The organism is Bradyrhizobium lablabi (assembly GCF_018129385.1).
GTDB lineage: Bacteria > Pseudomonadota > Alphaproteobacteria > Rhizobiales > Xanthobacteraceae > Bradyrhizobium > Bradyrhizobium lablabi_C.
Genome location: NZ_JAFCLN010000004.1, coordinates 402,000 through 419,391 on the forward strand (window position 1 = coordinate 402,000; position 17,392 = coordinate 419,391).

16 protein-coding genes and 1 pseudogene are annotated in these 17,392 nt (G+C 63.8%); 11 read left to right on the forward strand and 6 right to left on the reverse strand.

From position 1 onward, the window contains the following. Positions 1 to 29 precede the first annotated feature (29 nt). On the forward strand, positions 30 to 1,076 hold the full coding sequence (locus tag JQ628_RS11550) for a tyrosine-type recombinase/integrase (protein ID WP_212222662.1): 1,047 nt from the start codon (positions 30 to 32) through the stop codon (positions 1,074 to 1,076). 190 nt (positions 1,077 to 1,266) lie between these two features. Here JQ628_RS11550 and JQ628_RS11555 read toward each other — a convergent pair whose 3' ends face one another. From JQ628_RS11555 to JQ628_RS11565, 3 genes are read right to left on the reverse strand one after another with little or no spacing between them, the layout of a single operon-like run. Further along, positions 1,267 to 3,003, reverse strand: coding sequence for a S8 family serine peptidase (locus JQ628_RS11555; protein WP_433996126.1), 1,737 nt, complete (start codon positions 3,001 to 3,003; stop codon positions 1,267 to 1,269). Between the two features lie 28 nt (positions 3,004 to 3,031). Then, complete coding sequence (locus tag JQ628_RS11560) at positions 3,032 to 3,730, reverse strand: hypothetical protein (protein ID WP_212222663.1); 699 nt, start codon at positions 3,728 to 3,730, stop codon at positions 3,032 to 3,034. Then, on the reverse strand, positions 3,727 to 4,296 hold the full coding sequence (locus tag JQ628_RS11565; protein WP_212222664.1) for a sigma-70 family RNA polymerase sigma factor: 570 nt from the start codon (positions 4,294 to 4,296) through the stop codon (positions 3,727 to 3,729). Before JQ628_RS11565 ends, JQ628_RS11560 begins: the two co-directional genes overlap by 4 nt. 409 nt (positions 4,297 to 4,705) lie before the next feature. Here JQ628_RS11565 and JQ628_RS11570 point away from each other — a divergent pair, with 409 nt between their 5' ends. Beyond that, positions 4,706 to 5,854, forward strand: a complete 1,149-nt coding sequence (locus JQ628_RS11570; protein WP_212222665.1) for a GGDEF domain-containing protein — start codon at positions 4,706 to 4,708, stop codon at positions 5,852 to 5,854. 65 nt (positions 5,855 to 5,919) lie between these two features. Then, positions 5,920 to 7,029 carry a DUF2336 domain-containing protein gene (locus JQ628_RS11575; protein ID WP_212222666.1) on the forward strand — a complete coding sequence of 370 codons (1,110 nt, stop codon included), beginning with the start codon at positions 5,920 to 5,922 and terminating at the stop codon, positions 7,027 to 7,029. Between the two features lie 114 nt (positions 7,030 to 7,143). Here JQ628_RS11575 and JQ628_RS11580 read toward each other — a convergent pair whose 3' ends face one another. Together JQ628_RS11580 and JQ628_RS11585 are read right to left on the reverse strand one after the other, a co-directional pair. Continuing rightward, positions 7,144 to 7,782, reverse strand: coding sequence for an NrsF family protein (locus tag JQ628_RS11580; RefSeq protein WP_212222667.1), 639 nt, complete (start codon positions 7,780 to 7,782; stop codon positions 7,144 to 7,146). A gap of 2 nt (positions 7,783 to 7,784) precedes the next feature. Further along, entirely contained in the window at positions 7,785 to 8,330 is a 546-nt protein-coding gene (locus tag JQ628_RS11585; RefSeq protein WP_212222668.1) for a sigma-70 family RNA polymerase sigma factor, read from the reverse strand. 347 nt (positions 8,331 to 8,677) lie between these two features. Here JQ628_RS11585 and JQ628_RS11590 point away from each other — a divergent pair, with 347 nt between their 5' ends. Beyond that, a complete protein-coding gene (locus JQ628_RS11590; protein WP_249127744.1) occupies positions 8,678 to 9,379 on the forward strand; it encodes a hypothetical protein in 702 nt (233 codons plus the stop codon). Positions 9,380 to 9,486: 107 nt separating this feature from the next. Continuing rightward, complete coding sequence (locus tag JQ628_RS11595; RefSeq protein ID WP_212222669.1) at positions 9,487 to 10,266, forward strand: enoyl-CoA hydratase; 780 nt, start codon at positions 9,487 to 9,489, stop codon at positions 10,264 to 10,266. Between the two features lie 310 nt (positions 10,267 to 10,576). Here JQ628_RS11595 and JQ628_RS11600 read toward each other — a convergent pair. Continuing rightward, positions 10,577 to 12,426 (reverse strand): annotated as a pseudogene (locus tag JQ628_RS11600) (acetyl-CoA hydrolase/transferase C-terminal domain-containing protein). Between the two features lie 230 nt (positions 12,427 to 12,656). On the opposite strand from JQ628_RS11600, the gene JQ628_RS11605 reads away from it, so the two are divergent. The 6 genes from JQ628_RS11605 (at position 12,657) to JQ628_RS11630 (ending at position 17,330) form a co-directional block, all read left to right on the forward strand. After that, entirely contained in the window at positions 12,657 to 14,075 is a 1,419-nt protein-coding gene (locus tag JQ628_RS11605) for a TolC family outer membrane protein (protein WP_212222670.1), read from the forward strand. A gap of 118 nt (positions 14,076 to 14,193) precedes the next feature. Beyond that, a complete protein-coding gene (locus JQ628_RS11610; RefSeq protein WP_212222671.1) occupies positions 14,194 to 15,162 on the forward strand; it encodes an alpha/beta fold hydrolase in 969 nt (322 codons plus the stop codon). A gap of 32 nt (positions 15,163 to 15,194) precedes the next feature. After that, entirely contained in the window at positions 15,195 to 15,614 is a 420-nt protein-coding gene (locus tag JQ628_RS11615; RefSeq protein ID WP_212222672.1) for a hypothetical protein, read from the forward strand. Further along, a complete protein-coding gene (locus JQ628_RS11620) occupies positions 15,607 to 16,707 on the forward strand; it encodes a hypothetical protein (RefSeq protein ID WP_212222673.1) in 1,101 nt (366 codons plus the stop codon). The genes JQ628_RS11615 and JQ628_RS11620 overlap by 8 nt, the downstream gene beginning before the upstream one ends. Further along, positions 16,697 to 17,035 carry a hypothetical protein gene (locus tag JQ628_RS11625; RefSeq protein ID WP_212222674.1) on the forward strand — a complete coding sequence of 113 codons (339 nt, stop codon included), beginning with the start codon at positions 16,697 to 16,699 and terminating at the stop codon, positions 17,033 to 17,035. Before JQ628_RS11620 ends, JQ628_RS11625 begins: the two co-directional genes overlap by 11 nt. A 43-nt stretch (positions 17,036 to 17,078) precedes the next feature. Beyond that, the gene (locus tag JQ628_RS11630; RefSeq protein WP_212222675.1) at positions 17,079 to 17,330 is read left to right on the forward strand and encodes a hypothetical protein; all 252 of its coding nucleotides are present in this window, start codon (positions 17,079 to 17,081) and stop codon (positions 17,328 to 17,330) included. Positions 17,331 to 17,392: the final 62 nt, after the last annotated feature.

Below are 17,392 nucleotides of genomic sequence, written 5' to 3' on the forward strand. Positions count from 1 at the left end.
GATGTTGAGGCGATTTTGGAGGCGAAACGATGCCCCTCAAGCTCAAGAAGCGCGATGGCGTCTGGCACTACGAAGGGACGCTCCTCCCTGGAGATCGACTCCGCGGGTCTACTCGCACAACTAACAAAGAGATCGCCGCGCAAATCGCCGCCAAGATCGAATCCGACTACTGGCAACGTCATCTCCATGGAGAGAAAGCGGTCCTGACGTTCCCGCAGGCGGTCGCCCACTACCTCGCGGCCGGCAAGGGCCAGTCACGTCAGGAGCAACTCTATCTGAGGCGCATCGTCACCTATTGGTCCGAGAAGGCAAAGAAGGCACGCAAACCCGAGATGCTCGTGAAGGACATGACCGGCGGCGACATCAAGCAGAGCGCGATCGACATTCATCCGAATGAGAGCGGGGCGACGCGCAACCGCCAAGTCATCACGCCGACGCAGGCGATCATTAACCACTGCGCCGAAAAGGATCTGTGCGCGCCTGTCCGGATCGAGCGGTTCAAGTTCGAGAAGAAGATCAAGCCGCCGGTCACCTTGGAGTGGATCATGGCCTTCTGTGCCCACGCTCGCCCCCTCATAAAGGCTTTGGCGCTGGATATGTTCGCCACCGGCCGGCGGATCAGCGAGGCTATGCGGGCGGATTGGCCCGACTACGACTTCAAGGCCAGGACCATCCTGATACGGGACACCAAGACGGCGACCGAGCGCCTAGCGCACATGCCGGACCCGCTCCTGGTAGCACTGGCTAATCTGCCGCGGGAGACCAAGCCCTTCGATTGGTCAGAAAGCTCGCTGCGCCGGTTCTGGGATGAGGATATAGAGACAGCCGCCAAGGCCGTACCGGGTTTCAAGCGCTTGACGTTCCATTCGTGCCGGCACGGCTTCGCGACAAAGCTGTTGCAGGATGGGCTAGACGTGGTGACGGTGGCGAAGCTGGGCGGATGGGCGTCGGCCCAGCAAGTGCTCGACACCTACGCGCACGCCATCAATAATTCGCGGCTCACTGATCGGCTTTTTGACACGCCATTGACACGCGAAGGCGCACAGTCGCCGCAAGTATCTGAAAAGAAAGGGTGATTAAAATGGAAAAGACCCGTCCGGGGGGACAACCGGACGGGTCAAGCCATATGGGCGCTTGGGGTGGATGGGCGCTCGCGCCGAATACAGCCGATGGGGAGGGATAACCGCTCCCACACACATAAGTCGCGAGGGGGGCGCCGGACGTTCAAACGGCCGGCGATTTTTTTAAGCTTTTCGGAGCGGTATTTTACTGCGCGGCAGGCTGATTTCCGCCGCCAACGGCCGGTTTTTCGGACGAAAGCGACGCCGCCGTGTCATTCATCGCGCGGCTCACGGAAACGTCATTGCCACCGGCCGCATCGGCCGGCTTCGGCGGCGCCGCGGCCATCGGAACCGCCGCTGCGCCGGCCGCGGTCACGGCGGCAAAGGCATCGGCCTGGCCGGCACCGAACAGTTCGTCCCTGCCCGGCGCGCCGAGGTCGCGCGCGGTCTTCTCCAGAATGGCCCGCACATCGTTCGGCTTCAACGCGGGATTGCGCTCCAGCATCAGCGCCGCGATGCCGGAGACGTAGGCGGCGGAAAACGAGGTGCCGGACGTCATCTGATATTTGCCGTCGGGCGCCGGCAGGAAGACATCGGTGCCGGGAGCGGCCAGCGCGATGTGGACGCCGCGGTTGGAGGCGGGGAACAACCTGTCCTGCGAGTCCGTGCCGCTCACCGCGATCACGTTGGGATTGGCGGCGGGATAAAGCGGCGGCGATTTCGGACCGGCATTGCCGGCCGCCGCGATCATCAGCACGCCGCGCTCGGCGGTCGCGATGATGCCGCGCTCGATCAGCGGATCCTTTGGCCCGGCAAAGCTCATATTGACGATCTGCGCGCCGTGCAGCACGGCGTAGTTCAGACTCTTGACGATGATGTAGGACGAGCTCTCCGCGCCCGACGAAGACGGAGCGAAGGCGCGGATCGCCAGAATGCGAGCCTCCGGCGCGCTGCCCATCAGCTTGGCATGGGCGGCAATCGCGCCCGCAATGCCGGTGCCGTGCACATGCGGGCCGTCCTTGCTGCTCAGCGCGTCAAAACTGTCGGCGATGGTGTTGGCGAGTTCAGGGTGCCTGGCGTCGATGCCGGAATCGATCACGGCGACCGTGACGTTCATGCCGTGCGCCAGCTTGTGCGCCTGCGGCAGGCGAAGTTTCGTCACGGCATATTGCGCCGGATCGCCCTCGCTCGTCTTCTGTTGCTGCAACCAGTAACGGAAATTGAACTGGACGTCGCGAACGCCGGCCGCCGCGGCGAATTCGCGGCGGACGACGTCGACGGGACGGTTATCGGTGATGCGGAACAGCCCGATGGTGGCGCCTATAAGCGGAAAATTCTGCGATTCGATCCGTACCAGCCCGTGACGGCGCGCCAGTTCGTCGGCCTGCGTATCGCTCAAGGCGCCGTCGAGCTCGGCGACAATCTGGTTGGGGTAAATGCGCCGGTTGGTGCTGGCCAGGGTCGAACCGGCACCGCCGCCTCCGCCCTTGCCCTTCTTGGCCGATTTCCCGCCGCCACCCTTACTGGTGCCCTTGCCGCCGCCGGAGTCCGCCGTTTTGCCGCTGCATTCGCCGCCGCTGTCGCGATCGGCGGCGTCGCAGGACGGATAGAGGTTCGGCGAATAGCGCGCGACGGGCATCGTCGCATTGGGATTGACGCGCGCGGTCGTACGCGGCGTGGTCGGCGCCAGATTCACCCGCGAAGGCGTCCGATCGACGCCGGTCACGACATTGGTTCGCCCGGCGACGTTCAGATCGACCCGCGGCGCGACGTTTGGATTGATGGTGGGGGTCCGGGGCGCGATGTTGAGGTTCGGCGTGCGCATGATGGCTTGCGCGAACGCCGCCGGCGCATCCAGCCAGACAAGCGGCAACGCCACGATGGCAAGAGCCATCGCGGCGTGTCCGCGCTTCATCCGCCGATTGATGCGACCGATCAACATGGGACCTCGGCTGCCGGAAACGCCGCCGTTACGGCGCGGCTTCCGCGAGACTGACGATCTTCTCGCTGCGCAGCTTGCCGATCAGGCTTGCGGCCTCGTCCTGACCCATCGGCTTGCCGAATTGCAGACGGAACACGCCATTGGCACCGCCTACGATCGAGGCCTGATAGCTGTCGAGCAGCGCATTGATATCGGCCATCCTGGCGTCCGGCGCAAAGCGCACCAGCGCGCGGGGCAGCGATGCCGTCGCGCCCAGCTCGCGGGTGATCGGCGCGCGTTCGCGCATGTCGAGCGAGGCGGTCTGGTACGAGGCACCCTGGTTCTTCATTAGCACCGCGCCGATCACACCGGCCTGCAAGAGCAGCACCAGTGCCGCCGCGCCAGCCGACCAGGCCATGGTCCGCGGCGACAGGCTCGAGAAGAATGCTGCGATCTGCGTCGCCATGCGCGACGTCGCCGATGGCTTGCGCACGGGCTCTCCATCGATCGCTTCGAACAGCTTTTGCATGGCGCGCATGGAAGGAGCGCCCAGGCTTTCGTTAAGGTGAATGGTCTCGGCGTATTCTTCCCGGATCACCGCATACTGCCTGGCCAGCTCGGGATCGCGGGCCAGCGCCTCATCGACGCGGCGCGTATCGCGCGCGTTCAACGTGCCGGCGGCATGCCATGGCAGCAGCATCTCGATCTCGCCGGGCTCCTCCGGCATCTTCTTGCTCATCGCCATCATGGCCAGCCTCGTTCAATTCCCGCTGCCTTGAGCAGCTCCGCCAGTTTCTTGCGCGCATAGAACAGGCGCGTCTTCACGGTGTTCTCGGGAATGCCGACGATCTCCGCGACCTCCTCCACGGACTTCTCGTGGTAGTAGACGAGATCGACGATCTCCCGATGTTCGGCGGAAAGTCCCGTCAGGCATTTCCGCAACGCTTCACTGGTATCCTTCTTCTGCACCGCGACTTCCGGATCGTCGGAAGCATCCTCGATCGCGTTGGCCGCCTCGTCGTCCAGCTCAGCGTCCTTCCTGCGCCGCAGCGCAGACAGGGCCTTGAACCGTGTAATCGCCAAGAGCCAGGTGGATACGGCAGATCGGCCTTCAAACTTGCCGGCCTGACGCCACACATCGAGAAAAACCTCGCTGATGAGATCTTCCGCGACCTGTTCGTCCCGAACGAGCCGAAGCCCGAAGCGGAACACCCTGACATGGTGCCGTCCGTACAGCACCTGCATGGCGAGCCGGTCGCCTTGAGCGATCCGGGCGATCAGGACTTCGTCCGTAGCCGCCTGTGCCGCGCTCAATGGCCGTCTCGCAAGGTTGGTATGGTGGGGTTGCCGTGGGGTTCGAAGAAGAAGGCAAGATTCTTCGAATTATCAGACTTGCAGCGATGCATATGTGACGTACCCCACAAAAAGCCTTTATCGCGCGAAAATCGCGCCAGGGACCGCCTGGATATCCCGGTCGATGGTATCATGGTAGAGGAAAACTTCCTTCGAGCGGCCCTCACGACCTTAGCAAGGCCGTGCGCGCCAAAACAGCGTCCTTCTACCCCGGCCAGACGATGGTGGCTTGCGCAACCGTCACGGGCGGATTTCCCGTTGCGGAACAGTGCAATGACCGGGTTTTGACGGATCGGATTCGGCGCCGAAAGATACCAAACCTAAAGGCTTTGCCACGTAGATTTTTGCCGAGTTCCACGACGGCGAGACGATGGGCAACGCTGCGTCCTCTTTCCTGAATCCGATTGCAGCCGAGCTGGAAGGAGCCCCTTCCCGCCCGAACGCATTGACGTTGGCGCGCCGCGCCAGGCAGCGCCGTGGCATTCAGGGAATGATCGGCGTCAGCTACGTCATCGACGCGCTGATCCTGCTGCTCTACGCCTATGCCGGGACGATCCCGCTGATGATCGGTCCGCTCTATGCGATCGCGGGCCTCAGTCTGGTGGCGGTCAGCATCCTGCTTTCGGAGGCCGGCTTCAACGAGCGCTTTCGGGATCATTATCTGATCGCGCCGACGTCCGCCGCCAACATGGCGATCATGCTGGCGTTCACCTATACCGCGCCGCAAGTCGGCGTGATGTTCCTGTGCACCCTGTTCACCGTGTTCAGCTTCGCCTCGCTGCGCTCGACGCCCGTACAGACCGCGGCGATCTGGACCGCGATGGCCTTCGGTCTCGCCGCGCTGTTCCTTTTGACCGACAAGCCGATCGCGATGCCGCACAACGGTCATCTGGAACGCTTCGCAACCATGCTGGTGTTCATCCTGACCATCGGCCGCTGCATGTTTCTCGGCATCTTCTCGGCCTCGATGAAGAAGTCGCTGTATCAGAGCGGGCAAAAGCTGAAAGAGGCCTACAAGCGCATCGAGGAGCTGGCCGAGCTCGACGAGCTGACCGGCTCGTTCAATCGCCGCTGCATCATGCGCATGCTGGACGAGGAGATCGCGCGCGCAGGTCGTAGCGGCTCGCCCTGCTCGATCGCGCTGATCGACCTCGACTATTTCAAGCGCATCAACGACGCCTTCGGCCATCCGACCGGCGACGAGGTGCTGCGCACCTTCTCCATCACCATGTTCGCTAATATCCGCTCGATCGACCGCTTCGGCCGCTATGGCGGCGAGGAATTCCTGCTGATCCTGCCCGGCATGACGAGCGAAGGCGCAAGCCGCGCGCTCGACCGGCTGCGGGCGATCGTCGCCGGCCTCGACTGGAGCGCGTTCTCGCCGGGCATGAAGGTCACGCTTTCCGCCGGCGTTACAACACTGAAGCCGGAAGAGACCCCCGACACGCTTCTCGCGCGCGCCGACAGCGCGCTTTACGCAGCCAAGGCCAAGGGGCGCAACCGCATTGCCAGCGCCTGACGATGTTTTCGCTTTTTTCCGGCACGGGAGAATCCGGCGCCGGTACAACGCTCCAGGATAGAGTCATGAGTTCGAAGCCCGCCACCATCGCTCCCGACAACCTGCTTGATGAATTGCAGGCAACGCTCGCGCACGGCACCGTCGCACGGCGCGTGGAGACGCTGCGCCGGGTGACCGATCTGTTCCTGGGCGGCGCGGTGGACTATTCCGACCAGCAGATCGAGCTGTTCGACGACGTGTTCCAGTGCCTGTTGCTGCATATCGAGACGTCGGCCAAGACGCTGCTCGCCAACCGCCTTGCGGCGATCGACCACGCGCCGCGGCAGACGATCCGGACGCTGGCGTTCGACGATGTGATCGAGGTGGCCGGCCCCGTGCTCTCCCAGTCCAACTGCCTGGACGACGAAGCGCTGATCGAGACCGCGCGCAACAAGAGCCAGGCACATCTGATGGCGATCTCGACCCGCAAGACGCTGAGCGGGGCGGTGACCGATGTGCTGGTGCTGCGCGGCAACGACGAGGTGATCCGGTCGACCGTCAATAATCCCGGCGCCGAATTCACCGAGCGCGGCTTTACCCGGCTGGTCCACCGCGCCGAGGGCGACGACGATCTTGCGACCTGCATCGGCCTGCGCCCGGCCATTCCGCGCCATCTCTATCTGAAACTGCTCGCGAAAGCCTCCGACACCGTGCGTCAGCGGCTCGAAGCCGCCAATCCGGAACACGCCGCGGAAGTGCCGACGGTGGTCAAGGAAGCCACCCGCCGCGCCCGCACGGCCAAATCGGCCATTACCGAGCAGACGGCGATCGCGCATGCGCTGGTGAGATCGCTCTACGAGGACGGCCGGCTCGACGAGTTCCAGGTCGCGATCTTTGCCGAGGCAGGTAAGTTCGACGAGACCAACGCCTCGATCGCGGCGCTCGCGAACGTACCGGTAGCGGTCGCCGAAAACATGATGATCGAAACCCGCGCCGAGGGCCTCATGATCCTCGCCAAGGTCGCGGGTATGTCCTGGTCGACCGTGCGCGCGGTCATCAACATGCGCGACGACCTGTCGGGCATGGAGCCGACCGATCTACAGAGCTGCAAGGAAACCTACGAGCGGCTGCGGCCCTCGACCGCTCAGCAGGTGCTGCGTTTCCACCGCATGCAGCAGCAGAACGTGCTGGCCTGAAGCATCGGTTCAGAACCGATGCTCCAGATTCCTTTTTTGACGCGTTTTCTTCACGCGAACCGGTGTCCATCCCGCATCAAGTGCGGGACAGGCTTTCGCTTGAAAACGCTCTAACTAGTACCGCAGCAGCCTCGATCCCACGAGCGCGCCGACCGCCGCCATCAACGCGGTCGCGAGCGTGTACCAGGTCGCCACGAACAGCGGCGAATCGTCCGTGCAGTGCGCGGCATAAAGCGTCGCGGCAAGTCCGGCCGACAGCATTCCCGCAATCGCGCCCGACAGCGCAGGCCGAGCCGGAGCCCCGTGGCGGAGCCCGATCAGCGCGGCCAGCAACAGCGGCAGCGAGATCGCCGGAATAAACGTCAGGCAGTACCTTGAATTGTTGCCGATGAGACGCGTCATCATCGGCGCGCGCTGCGGCATCATCATCTCGCCGCTGATGCCGGCCACGAGCAGTCCGGCCGGAATGAACAAATACCAGCCGAAACCGCGCAGCGAGGCCTCGGGGCGCGACAGATGCAGCGCGACCGCAGCGGCTGAGATCGCCAGCGCCAGCGTCACCGCGAATTTCAAGTCGAAGAACGGATTGCGCATCGCCGTCATGACGTCGGGCCGCACGCCGAGCTCGGCGAAGAAGATCAGCAGCGACACGGGAGCTGCCGCCAGCAGCGCCAGCATCAGCACAAATCCGACGGAACGGGCGCGGTGCGAATTGTCGGCCGCAAGCGTCTTGATGAGCTGATCGGTATCCATCGTCAGTTTTCCCGCAACTTCGCCGTCAGGCTGGCAAGCCCGCGATGCAGCGCCACCCGGACTGCGCCCTCGCTCATCGAAAACTTCTTCGCGGTATCCTTGATCGAGGCGCTTTCGACCGCGATCGATTGCAGCACCTCCCGCTGACGCGCCGGCAGCGTGTTCAGTTGCGCCGCGATCTCGCCGGGTGGAACCGTCTCAGCCGGCGCCTCGCCGGGCAGCGTCTCGGCGAAATCGTCGATATCGACAAAGATCCGGCGCCCGCGGCGGCGCAGCGAATCGATCAGCTTGTTGCGGGCGATTGCGAACAGCCAGGGGGCGAACGGCGCGTTCGTATCCCAAGTATGCCGCTTCAGATGCACCGCCAGCAAAATATCCTGCACGATATCCTCGGACTGATCGACCGGCTGCCCGGCGCGCGCCAGCCCGCGGCGCGCCGCCGCCCGGAGCACGGGCGTGACGGCCCTGAGCAGGCGGTGATACGCCGCATCGTCGCCGGAAATGGCCGACCGCATCAGGCCGGTCCATTCGTCCTCACGTTCGCGCACGCGCGCTCCCACCTGACAATTCGGTCAATCTTTCAACTTGTTACGCGAGCAAATGACGATCACGAACTCGTGATCGAGACGCCCGAGGCCGAGGAATCGCGAAAGCCGCAAAGCCCGCTGGTGCGCTCATAACATCGATCGGCGAGACCCGCATCTTTCGGCATTGGCGAGGCAACAGGGCGACGTTCCCGGCGCTCCGCGCGCACGGCCGCGGGTCATGTTGCATTGCCCCCTTTTCGCCCGCTGTTGCCCGAAGATTCCCTCTTTCTGCCGCGTTGAGAACATTTGGCGGGGTCTTGTTGCGACTTGATGCGACTCAGGGGGCGGGGCAAATGGGGAGATTGCCAATGATAATCAAAGCCAGCAGGCGCTCGGCGTTGATGGTCGTAACGGGTCTGTTCGTGTGCGTGGCAGGCGTTGCGTACACCGGCGCGGCCTCCGTGGCCGCCGGCTCGAAATCGGAAAGCGCGACCGAGACGAAATCCGCCAAGCATGGCACGCGGCACTGGAAGCGCTATGCGCACCGCAAATACAACCGTACCGCGCAAAAATCCTCCGCCAAAAAGACCGAAGCGACAGAGGTCGCCGATGCTTCCGGCGAGATGCCGGTTTCGCTTCCGCCTGAAGTCGCGAACGCCAACGCCCGGATCGACGCGCAGCTTGATGAGCCAACCGGCGCCACCAAGGCGATGACCGAGCGCGCCAACGCAATCCTGCTGGCCCAGGCTGATCCGAGGCCAGCCGATGCGCCGGCCGCGGTTCCCGCCCCTGCCCCTGCCGAGCAGGCCGCCGCCCCCGATCAACTCAACGAAGCCGACCGCACGCTACAGGAACCCCAGCCGGCGCCGCAGGCCCAGGCGGCGCCCGGCTCGCCCTCGCAGACGGTCGCGATGGCGACCACCGCCATCAAGGCCGGCCCGCCGGCCCAGCCGCCGGCTGCCGCCAGTGACAGTTCGACCTGGGATCAGACCTCGCTGATCGGGAAGATTTTTATCGCGATCGGTGCGCTGCTGACCATCGCCTCCGCCGCGCGAATGTTCATGGCGTGACCGCACTCGGTGCCCCGGATTACCGCGTCCGGGGCACCACCTTCCAGCCCACTTGAAGCCCATCCCGCCAGCGGGCACATTGCCGCGAAATTTTTGCGGGGTGGCTTATGAGCACGTTTGAACACATCATCGTCGAGAACAAGGGCGCGGTCGGCATCATCACGCTGAACCGGCCAAAAATGCTCAATGCCCTCTCGTTCGGCGTGTTCCGCGAGATCGCGGCGGCCGTCGACGACCTCGAGGCGGACGAGGCGATCGGCTGCATTGTCGTGACCGGCAGCGAAAAGGCCTTTGCCGCCGGCGCCGACATCAAGGAGATGCAGCCCAAAGGTTTCATCGACATGTTCTCGTCGGATTTCGCGGCGATCGGCGGCGACCGCATCGCGCGCTGCCGCAAGCCGACGATTGCGGCCGTCTCCGGCTACGCGCTCGGCGGCGGCTGCGAGCTGGCGATGATGTGCGACATCATCATCGCCTCCGACACCGCCAAATTCGGCCAGCCGGAAATCACGCTCGGCACCATCCCCGGCATCGGCGGCACCCAGCGCCTGACCCGCGCGATCGGAAAGTCCAAGGCGATGGATCTCTGCCTCACCGGGCGGATGATGGACGCCGCGGAAGCCGAGCGAAGCGGCCTCGTCAGCCGCGTGGTGCCCTCAGACAAGCTGATGGAGGAAGCGCTGTCGGCAGCGGAAAAGATCGCCTCGATGTCGCAGCCCGCCGCCGCCATGGCCAAGGAAGCCGTCAACCGCGCGTTCGAGACAACGCTGGCGGAGGGCATGAACGTCGAGCGCAACCTGTTTCATTCGACGTTTGCGCTGGAAGACCGCTCGGAAGGCATGGCGGCGTTCATCGAGAAGCGCAAGCCGGTGAACAAGAACAGGTGATGGCCGTCGTCCTTGCGAACGCAGGGACCCATAACCACCGCCGGTGGTTGTTGGAAGAAAGCCGTCCTTCATCGCGCAAAACAACAATGGCCGCGGCGTATGGGTCCCTGCGTTCGCACTAGTGCATGCACACATCTTCCGGAGTCATATCAACGACTTGCATCAAGAACGCCGCGAAAGAGGCATTCCTGCGAATGCTGCACTCGCCAATTTTCGTTACCTACTAGCAGCCAAGTCCTTGATTAAGAGTCGATTTTTTCGCTCCAAAGATGTGTGCATGCACTAGTGCGTTCGCAGGGACGACGAGGCACTATTTGCTCCGCGCCAACGCTGCGCTGATCAGCGTGCGATAGATGCGCTCTTTCAGATCGGAAGGCTTATCGAGCCCCAGCCGCGCCAGGCATTCCTCGTCAGCCGCATCGGGCGTGCGCATAAACCCTTCCCACAACAGCCCCGGCAATTGCAGCGGCGTGCGCTGCGCGGCCTGGAGCAATTGCAGCGCCGGGATCAGCCGCTGCTCGACATCGGTGAAATCGCTGCCGAACGGGAATGATGGCAACAGGCCCGCCTCGCGCGCAGGCTTTAGCGCGGCCGAAGTCCGCTCCGGAAAATTTTCGCGGTGCGCGGCGGGAATTTCGAAATTCTTCGGCAGCTTGCCGGCGTCCTTGGCGGCCCGCGCCAATTCGCCCTGGAAGCGCGAATCCGCGATCGACAGCATCGCCGCAATCGTTTCGGCATCCGATTTTCCCCTGACATCGGCAATACCATACTCGGTGACGAACACATCGCGCAGGTGCCGCGGAATGGTCTGGTGACCGTAGCTCCAGCGGATATTGGACTGCGCCTTTCGTCCCACCCAGCGCGCCGCCTCCAGCGCGAGGATCGAGCGCGCGCCGTCCAGCGCAAAGGACTGCGCCACGAAATTATACTGGCCGCCGACGCCGCTGATGACCTGGCCGTCTTCCAGACCGTCGGACACTGCCGCACCCATCAGCGTCGCCATCATCGCGTTGTTGACGAAGCGCGCATCGAGCCGCGCCCGCCGCTTGGCGTCCTCCTCACCATAGAGCGCGTTGGTAAAGGACACCGGCATCATCCGGATGCGCGCGATCTCTTCCGGCTTCATCTCGCGCAAGCTCCGGTAAAACGCCTTCGGCCCGAGGAAGAACGCGCCGTGCAGGATCACGCCGTCCTCGACCTCGCGCTTCAAAATGCCGGCTCGATCAGGCCGACAAAAGCCTCGAACAGCATCTCGCTGACGCCGTAGAGCCCTTGTTCGAACGGCCCGCTTTCGCGCGGCTCCGCATGCGGCGCGAGCCGCTTCATGACCGCGCGAAACTTTTCGTTGTCGCGGTGGCGCACCACCAACCCCTGCGCCAGCGCATCGCCGACCTGCCCGATGCCGATCTGCAGCGTGCCGCCATCGCGCACGAGGCTCGCCGCATGAAGCCCGATGGCGTATTTGGTGTCGCTGATCGGCTCGGCCGGCGGCGCGAACAGCGGAAAATCCGTCTCGGGACTGTCGAGCACCGCGGAAAATTCGCTCCCCGGCAGATCGCCGGGACCGGGCATGAACGGCAATTCGGAATTGACCTGCCCGATCAGCCTGAACGACGCGCGGCCCTCGTTGCGCGCGCGCAAAATGTCGAGCGTAGTGTCGGTATTGCAGCTCAGGCTGTAGCGCGTCTCGCCATTGATCACGCGCCTGGCCACCAGTTGCGTGACCACATTGAGCCCGCGCGCCAGGATGTAGGATGCGGCATGGGTGTAATTGGCGGAGATATAATGTTCCTGCGCATACGGCACGCGCAGCCATTTGCCGGCGAGGAAGAAGAACTCGATCACTTCGATATTCGGCGGCAGCTCGCCTTTATGCAGCGGCGCGGCATAGGCGAGATCCGGATAGCAGCCGAACAGCCGCTCGATCACCGGTGTGATGAAGCGCCGCTCAAGCAGATTTGAAGGCCGCGGCTTTTCCAGCGTCAGCGCGGAGAAGAAGGTGAGCTTGATCGAGCGATCGGAGGCGGCGCGCGCATAGAGCGCGTTGATCACGTGATTGGCCTTGCCGAGACCGAGCGGCAGCCCGACCACAAGATTGGTTCCGACGTCGCGGATGATGTCTTCGGCGATCGCCTCGGGGTCGGAGAACAGTTTTGGCATCAGGTTCGCAACCCGGGACGTAACGACCGCGCCCCTTCGGAATCAGGCGCCTGCGCCAAAAAGCTATAGCCTATTTTCCACACAAAATTCGCCTGTGACGTACCAGCAACAGCCAAGCACTGATTTAATGTGCTGATGTCGCGCGGCGGATTGTCAGTGGCGGGCCCTCCCCCTAACCGGTAGATGTTTCGAGGGGCGTCGGCGGGGCCTGTCCCGGGGTAGTAGTGAGAATGGATGAACGTGCCGCTCAATTTGGCCACGTTAAAAGGCGCGTGCTTCGATCGGGCATCTGCCTTGCAGCACTGACTTGTGCCGCGTTTGCCGCAACGGCAGCGCAGGCGGAATCGCTGCATGAGGCGCTCGTAAAGGCTTATCAGAACAACCCGCAGCTCAATGCGGAACGGGCGCGCCAGCGCGCTACCGACGAGAATGTGCCGCAGGCATTGGCGGGCTACCGGCCGCAGATCGCCGCCAACCTTAGCGCCGGCTTGCAGTCGGTGCGCGATCTCTTGCCCAACAACACCATACAGTCCGGAAACCTGAAACCCTGGCAGATCGGGGTCACGGTCACGCAGGTGCTGTTCAACGGTTTCAAGACGGCCAACAGCGTGCGGGTGGCGGAGCTCCAGGTCAAATCCGGCCGTGAAGCGTTGCGCAATGTCGGACAGGGCATCCTGCTCGATGCAGTGACGGTCTACACCAACGTGCTGGCGAATCAGTCGCTGGTCGAGGCCCAGCGCGCCAACGTCGCCTTCCTGCGCGAGACGCAGGCGATCACGCAAAAGCGCCTCAACGCCGGCGACGTAACGCCGACCGATACGGCGCAGGCCGAGGCGCGGCTGAACCGCGGCCTTGCCGATCTCAACGCCGCCGAGGTCTCGCTGGCGATCAGCCAGGCCACCTACGCGCAGGTGATCGGAAATACGCCTTCGCAGCTCCGCCCCGCCGAGATCGTCGACCGTCTCGGGCCACGCAGCCGCGATGAAGCCACCGGCATGGCATTCGGCCAACACCCCGCGGTGATGGCAGCCGCCTTCGACGTCGATATGGCCTCGACCACAATCCGCGTCGCCGAAAGCAGCCTGATGCCGAGCGTCACCGTGCAGGGCAGCGTCAGCCGCGCCCGCGATAACGACCCGACACTCAGCGTGTTTGGAACGGATCAGGCCTCCATCGTCGGCACACTGAACCAGCCGATCTATGACGGCGGCACCGCGGCCTCGCAGACCCGGCAGGCCAAGGAAATCACCGCCCAAAGCCGGCTGGTGCTGGATCAGGTCCGCAACCAGGCCCGCACCGCGGCGATCAGCGCCTGGGTCGCCAATGAGGGCGCCAAGATCGCGATGGCGGCGTCCGAGTCTGAGGTGAAAGCCGCGACCGTCGCGCTCCAGGGCGTGCAGCGCGAGGCCGCCGGCGGCCAGCGCACCACGGTCGACGTGCTGAACTCGCAGCAGGATTTGATCCTGGCCAAGGCCCGCCTGATCGGCGCGCAGCGCGACCGCGTGATCGCCTCCTACACCCTGCTCGCCGCGATCGGCCGGCTGGATGTCAAGACGCTGAACCTGAACACGCCGGACTATCTGCCCGAGGTGCACTACCATCAGGTGCGCGACGCCTGGCACGGATTGCGCACGCCTTCGGGGCAGTAATTCATTAACCGCAGCGCCATCGCCGCGGGATTTTTCCATCCCGCGGCTCGTGGCCGTCGGCTAGACTGAGCCGCGCTTTCAACTCGATTCCATTTTGACGCCGCCATTGCGAGGCCTGGTGATTTCAAAAATCCTGCGCTGGTCCGCCAAGATTCTTGCCGTCCTGTTGCTGCTCGTCGTTGCGGCCGTCGCCGCGTTCCGGCTGTCCGCGGCCTTCCGCGAAACCGCCGATCGCGCGACGCTGGCGCCGTCCTCCGGTCATCTCGTCAAGACTTCTTCCGGCAGCGTGTTCGTGCAGGAAAAAGGCCCGCCCGACGGCATCCCCGTCGTGCTGTTCCACGGCACGGCGGCATGGAGCGAATTATGGTGGCGCACCAGCGATGCGCTGGCCGCTTCCGGCTTCCATGTGATCGCGCTCGATCTGCCGCCGTTCGGTTTTTCGGACCGGCCCGGCACCTACACGCGGCGCGACCAGGCCGCGCGGATCAACGAGGTGCTCGGCGCGCTGAAGGCTGCGCCCGCGATCATTGTCGGCCATTCCTTCGGCGCGGGCGCCGCGACCGAACTCGTGATGCGCTATCCGGATCGGGCGCGCGCCCTCGTGCTGGTCGATGCGGCGCTCGGCCTGACGGCCGACCCGTCGGACCCGCCTGCGGTGCTACAGCCAAAATGGGTGCGTGAAATTCTGGTGTCGCTGACCATCACCAATCCGCTGGCCACGAAATGGCTGCTGCGGTCGTTGATCGCCAAAAAGGAGCGCGCGCTCCCGGAATATGTCGAGATCCTTCAGCGCCCCACCAGCCTTCGCAACAGCACCTCCGATATCGCAGACTGGGCCTATTACTTCCTCAGTGCCGATCGCGACGCCACCAGCGCCGACCGCGCCGCCTATGCGCGGCTGAAGCTGCCCGTCGCGATTCTCTGGGGCGACAGGGATACGGTGACGCCGGTCGATCAGGCGCGAGACCTGCAAACACTGATTTCGCAGGCAAGCCTGACATTGCTGCCTGGCCTCGGCCACATTCCACAGATCGAGGACCCGCCGCTGTTCAACGAAGCCCTGCTCAAGGCCCTCGCAAAATTCTAGACTCGCACGAGATTCGAGGCCGCGGAGACACCATGGACATCATCAGACTATGCGCCTTCGGCTACGCCGCCTTGCTCGGTTTTGTGATCCTGACCGGCTACATCCCCGCCTTCATCGACGCCAACGACATGATCTTCGGCCTGTTCCGCCGCACCTGGTACGCCGACGGCCTGCATCTGGTCTCCGCGCTGTGGGCGGCGGTCGCCGCCTTCGCCTCGCGCCGGGCGTCGGAACTGTTCTTCCAGCTGTTCGGCGTGTTCTACTTCGCCGACGGCGTGCTCGGCCTGTTCACCGGCAGCGGCTATCTCGATTTCGGCATCCTGATCAACGGCGTGCTCAACCTGCCGCTGTCGACGCGGTTCTTTGCCAATGCCCCGCATCTCACCCTCGGCGGCGTCGCGATCCTGATCGGATACCTGCTCGCGCCGCGGACGCGCGCCGCCCATGCTTAGGCGCTTGCGGCGGATTTTTACGGCGCTCGTCGTTCTGATCGCGCTGTCCGTGCTGGTGCCGCTCGCCTATATCGAGGCGAATTGCAGGCCGGCATCGAATGCAGCGGCGACGGCTGCGCCTACGCAGGTGCTGCCTGCGATCGACGAAAAGGGCTATCGCCGCAAGCTCGACGATTCTTTCTTCACCTTCCCAGAATGGTACATCGTCTATTCGTTCGAGGATTTCGGCCGCTTCCTCGACCGCTCGAGCGAAAGCCATTTCAACTATCTCGGCCACATCCTCGGCTTCTGGAAAAGCTTTTGCACCATCAATCGCGCGATGCCGCCGGCCACGGAGTCGCGGACCGAGGTCAAGACGATGATCTACATCATCGGCATCAGCTATTCCGCCGAATACGCCATCAAGGGGCTTTACGAGAACACCATCGGCCGCCTGTTCGAATGGATCAGGGGCGACGCGCGTACGCCGCAGGATGACTATGCCCGCACCGTGCTCCAGGACTATTCGGCGTTTCTCTACACCGTCCCCTGGTTCAAATATCCGTTCCGCGAGAAGCTCGACGGCCTCTTCGCGATCACGGCACCGACACCAAGCACCGTGCGCACATGGGAGCGCGATTTCGCGCTTGGCACGGAATATTTCGTCAAGATCGGCTACGCCAGTCTGATCCAGAAGCTGCTGGATGCCTCCGGCGATGACACACCTCGCGATATCATGTTCGTGGTCGCGACATTGCCGCCGGAGGTCATCGCGAAGGAATCGCGCATCAAACCCATCCGCGCGCTCACGCCGGAATGGCAGTTGGTGCAGACGCCGCGCTACAAGGATTTTACGGAGATCATGCTTGGCCTGCTCGACAAGGGAAGCGGCATCGCCGAGATCGCGGGAAATCGCGAAATCTTCGTCACCGTGATCGCGCCCGATGGCGCGAAGCTGGATGTGAACGGCACCACGGAACTGTTTTCCTTGGAACTCGACGCCAAACCCGGCTTTCGCCGCGCCGGCCTGAGGGCTAGGATCGACCGCCTGGTCGAGATCAATCGCGACCTCAAGGCCAAAGGCGTAAGCATCGAGCACTTCTATGATTACTAGCGGCCCGTTTCGCGCCATAGGCAGGATATCAGGCGCGATCGCACTGGTCGCCGGTGGCTGGCTCGCCATCGTCGTTGCGCTCACCTTTGGTTCGGCCCCCGGAAAGTCGATGGCAATCATCGGCCCGCCGTCGCAGGCGCTCGCTGCCGTGGCAAAGGCCGGCGGCCGTGTGCTCACATCCGGCGACTACGTCACCATCGCGCGCTCCGACGATACCGGATTCGTTGCGCATCTCTACGCGGCAGGCGCCCTGCTCGTGCTCGACGCCGAGCAGGCCGGCGGCTGTAGCGGTCTGCCGCCGAAGCGGACCGCGCAACTCACCTTGTAGGATGGGTAGAGCGAAGCGAAACCCATCGCCATGAACTCGGAGCATGATGGGTTTCGCTTCGCTCTACCCATCCTACGAAGCTTCACGCTTAGGGAATGAGCGCCGCCGGCATCGGTCCCGTCGGCAATGGGACGAATTGGGGCTGATGCTGCTGATGGTGCTGTCCTTGCACCATCGCAATCAGCCCAAAAACAATCGCAAAGGCAACCAGCAGCCTGGGCACGAAATTCAAACAGGTTTTGACAATGTATTGGTCCACCAACGTGGCCTCACGATCGCGATGCCCGCAGGCTAACACGACGTTTGCGAAGGGGCTGTGAACCCGTTCACAACGAACGCCGATCACCTCGCGCGCGG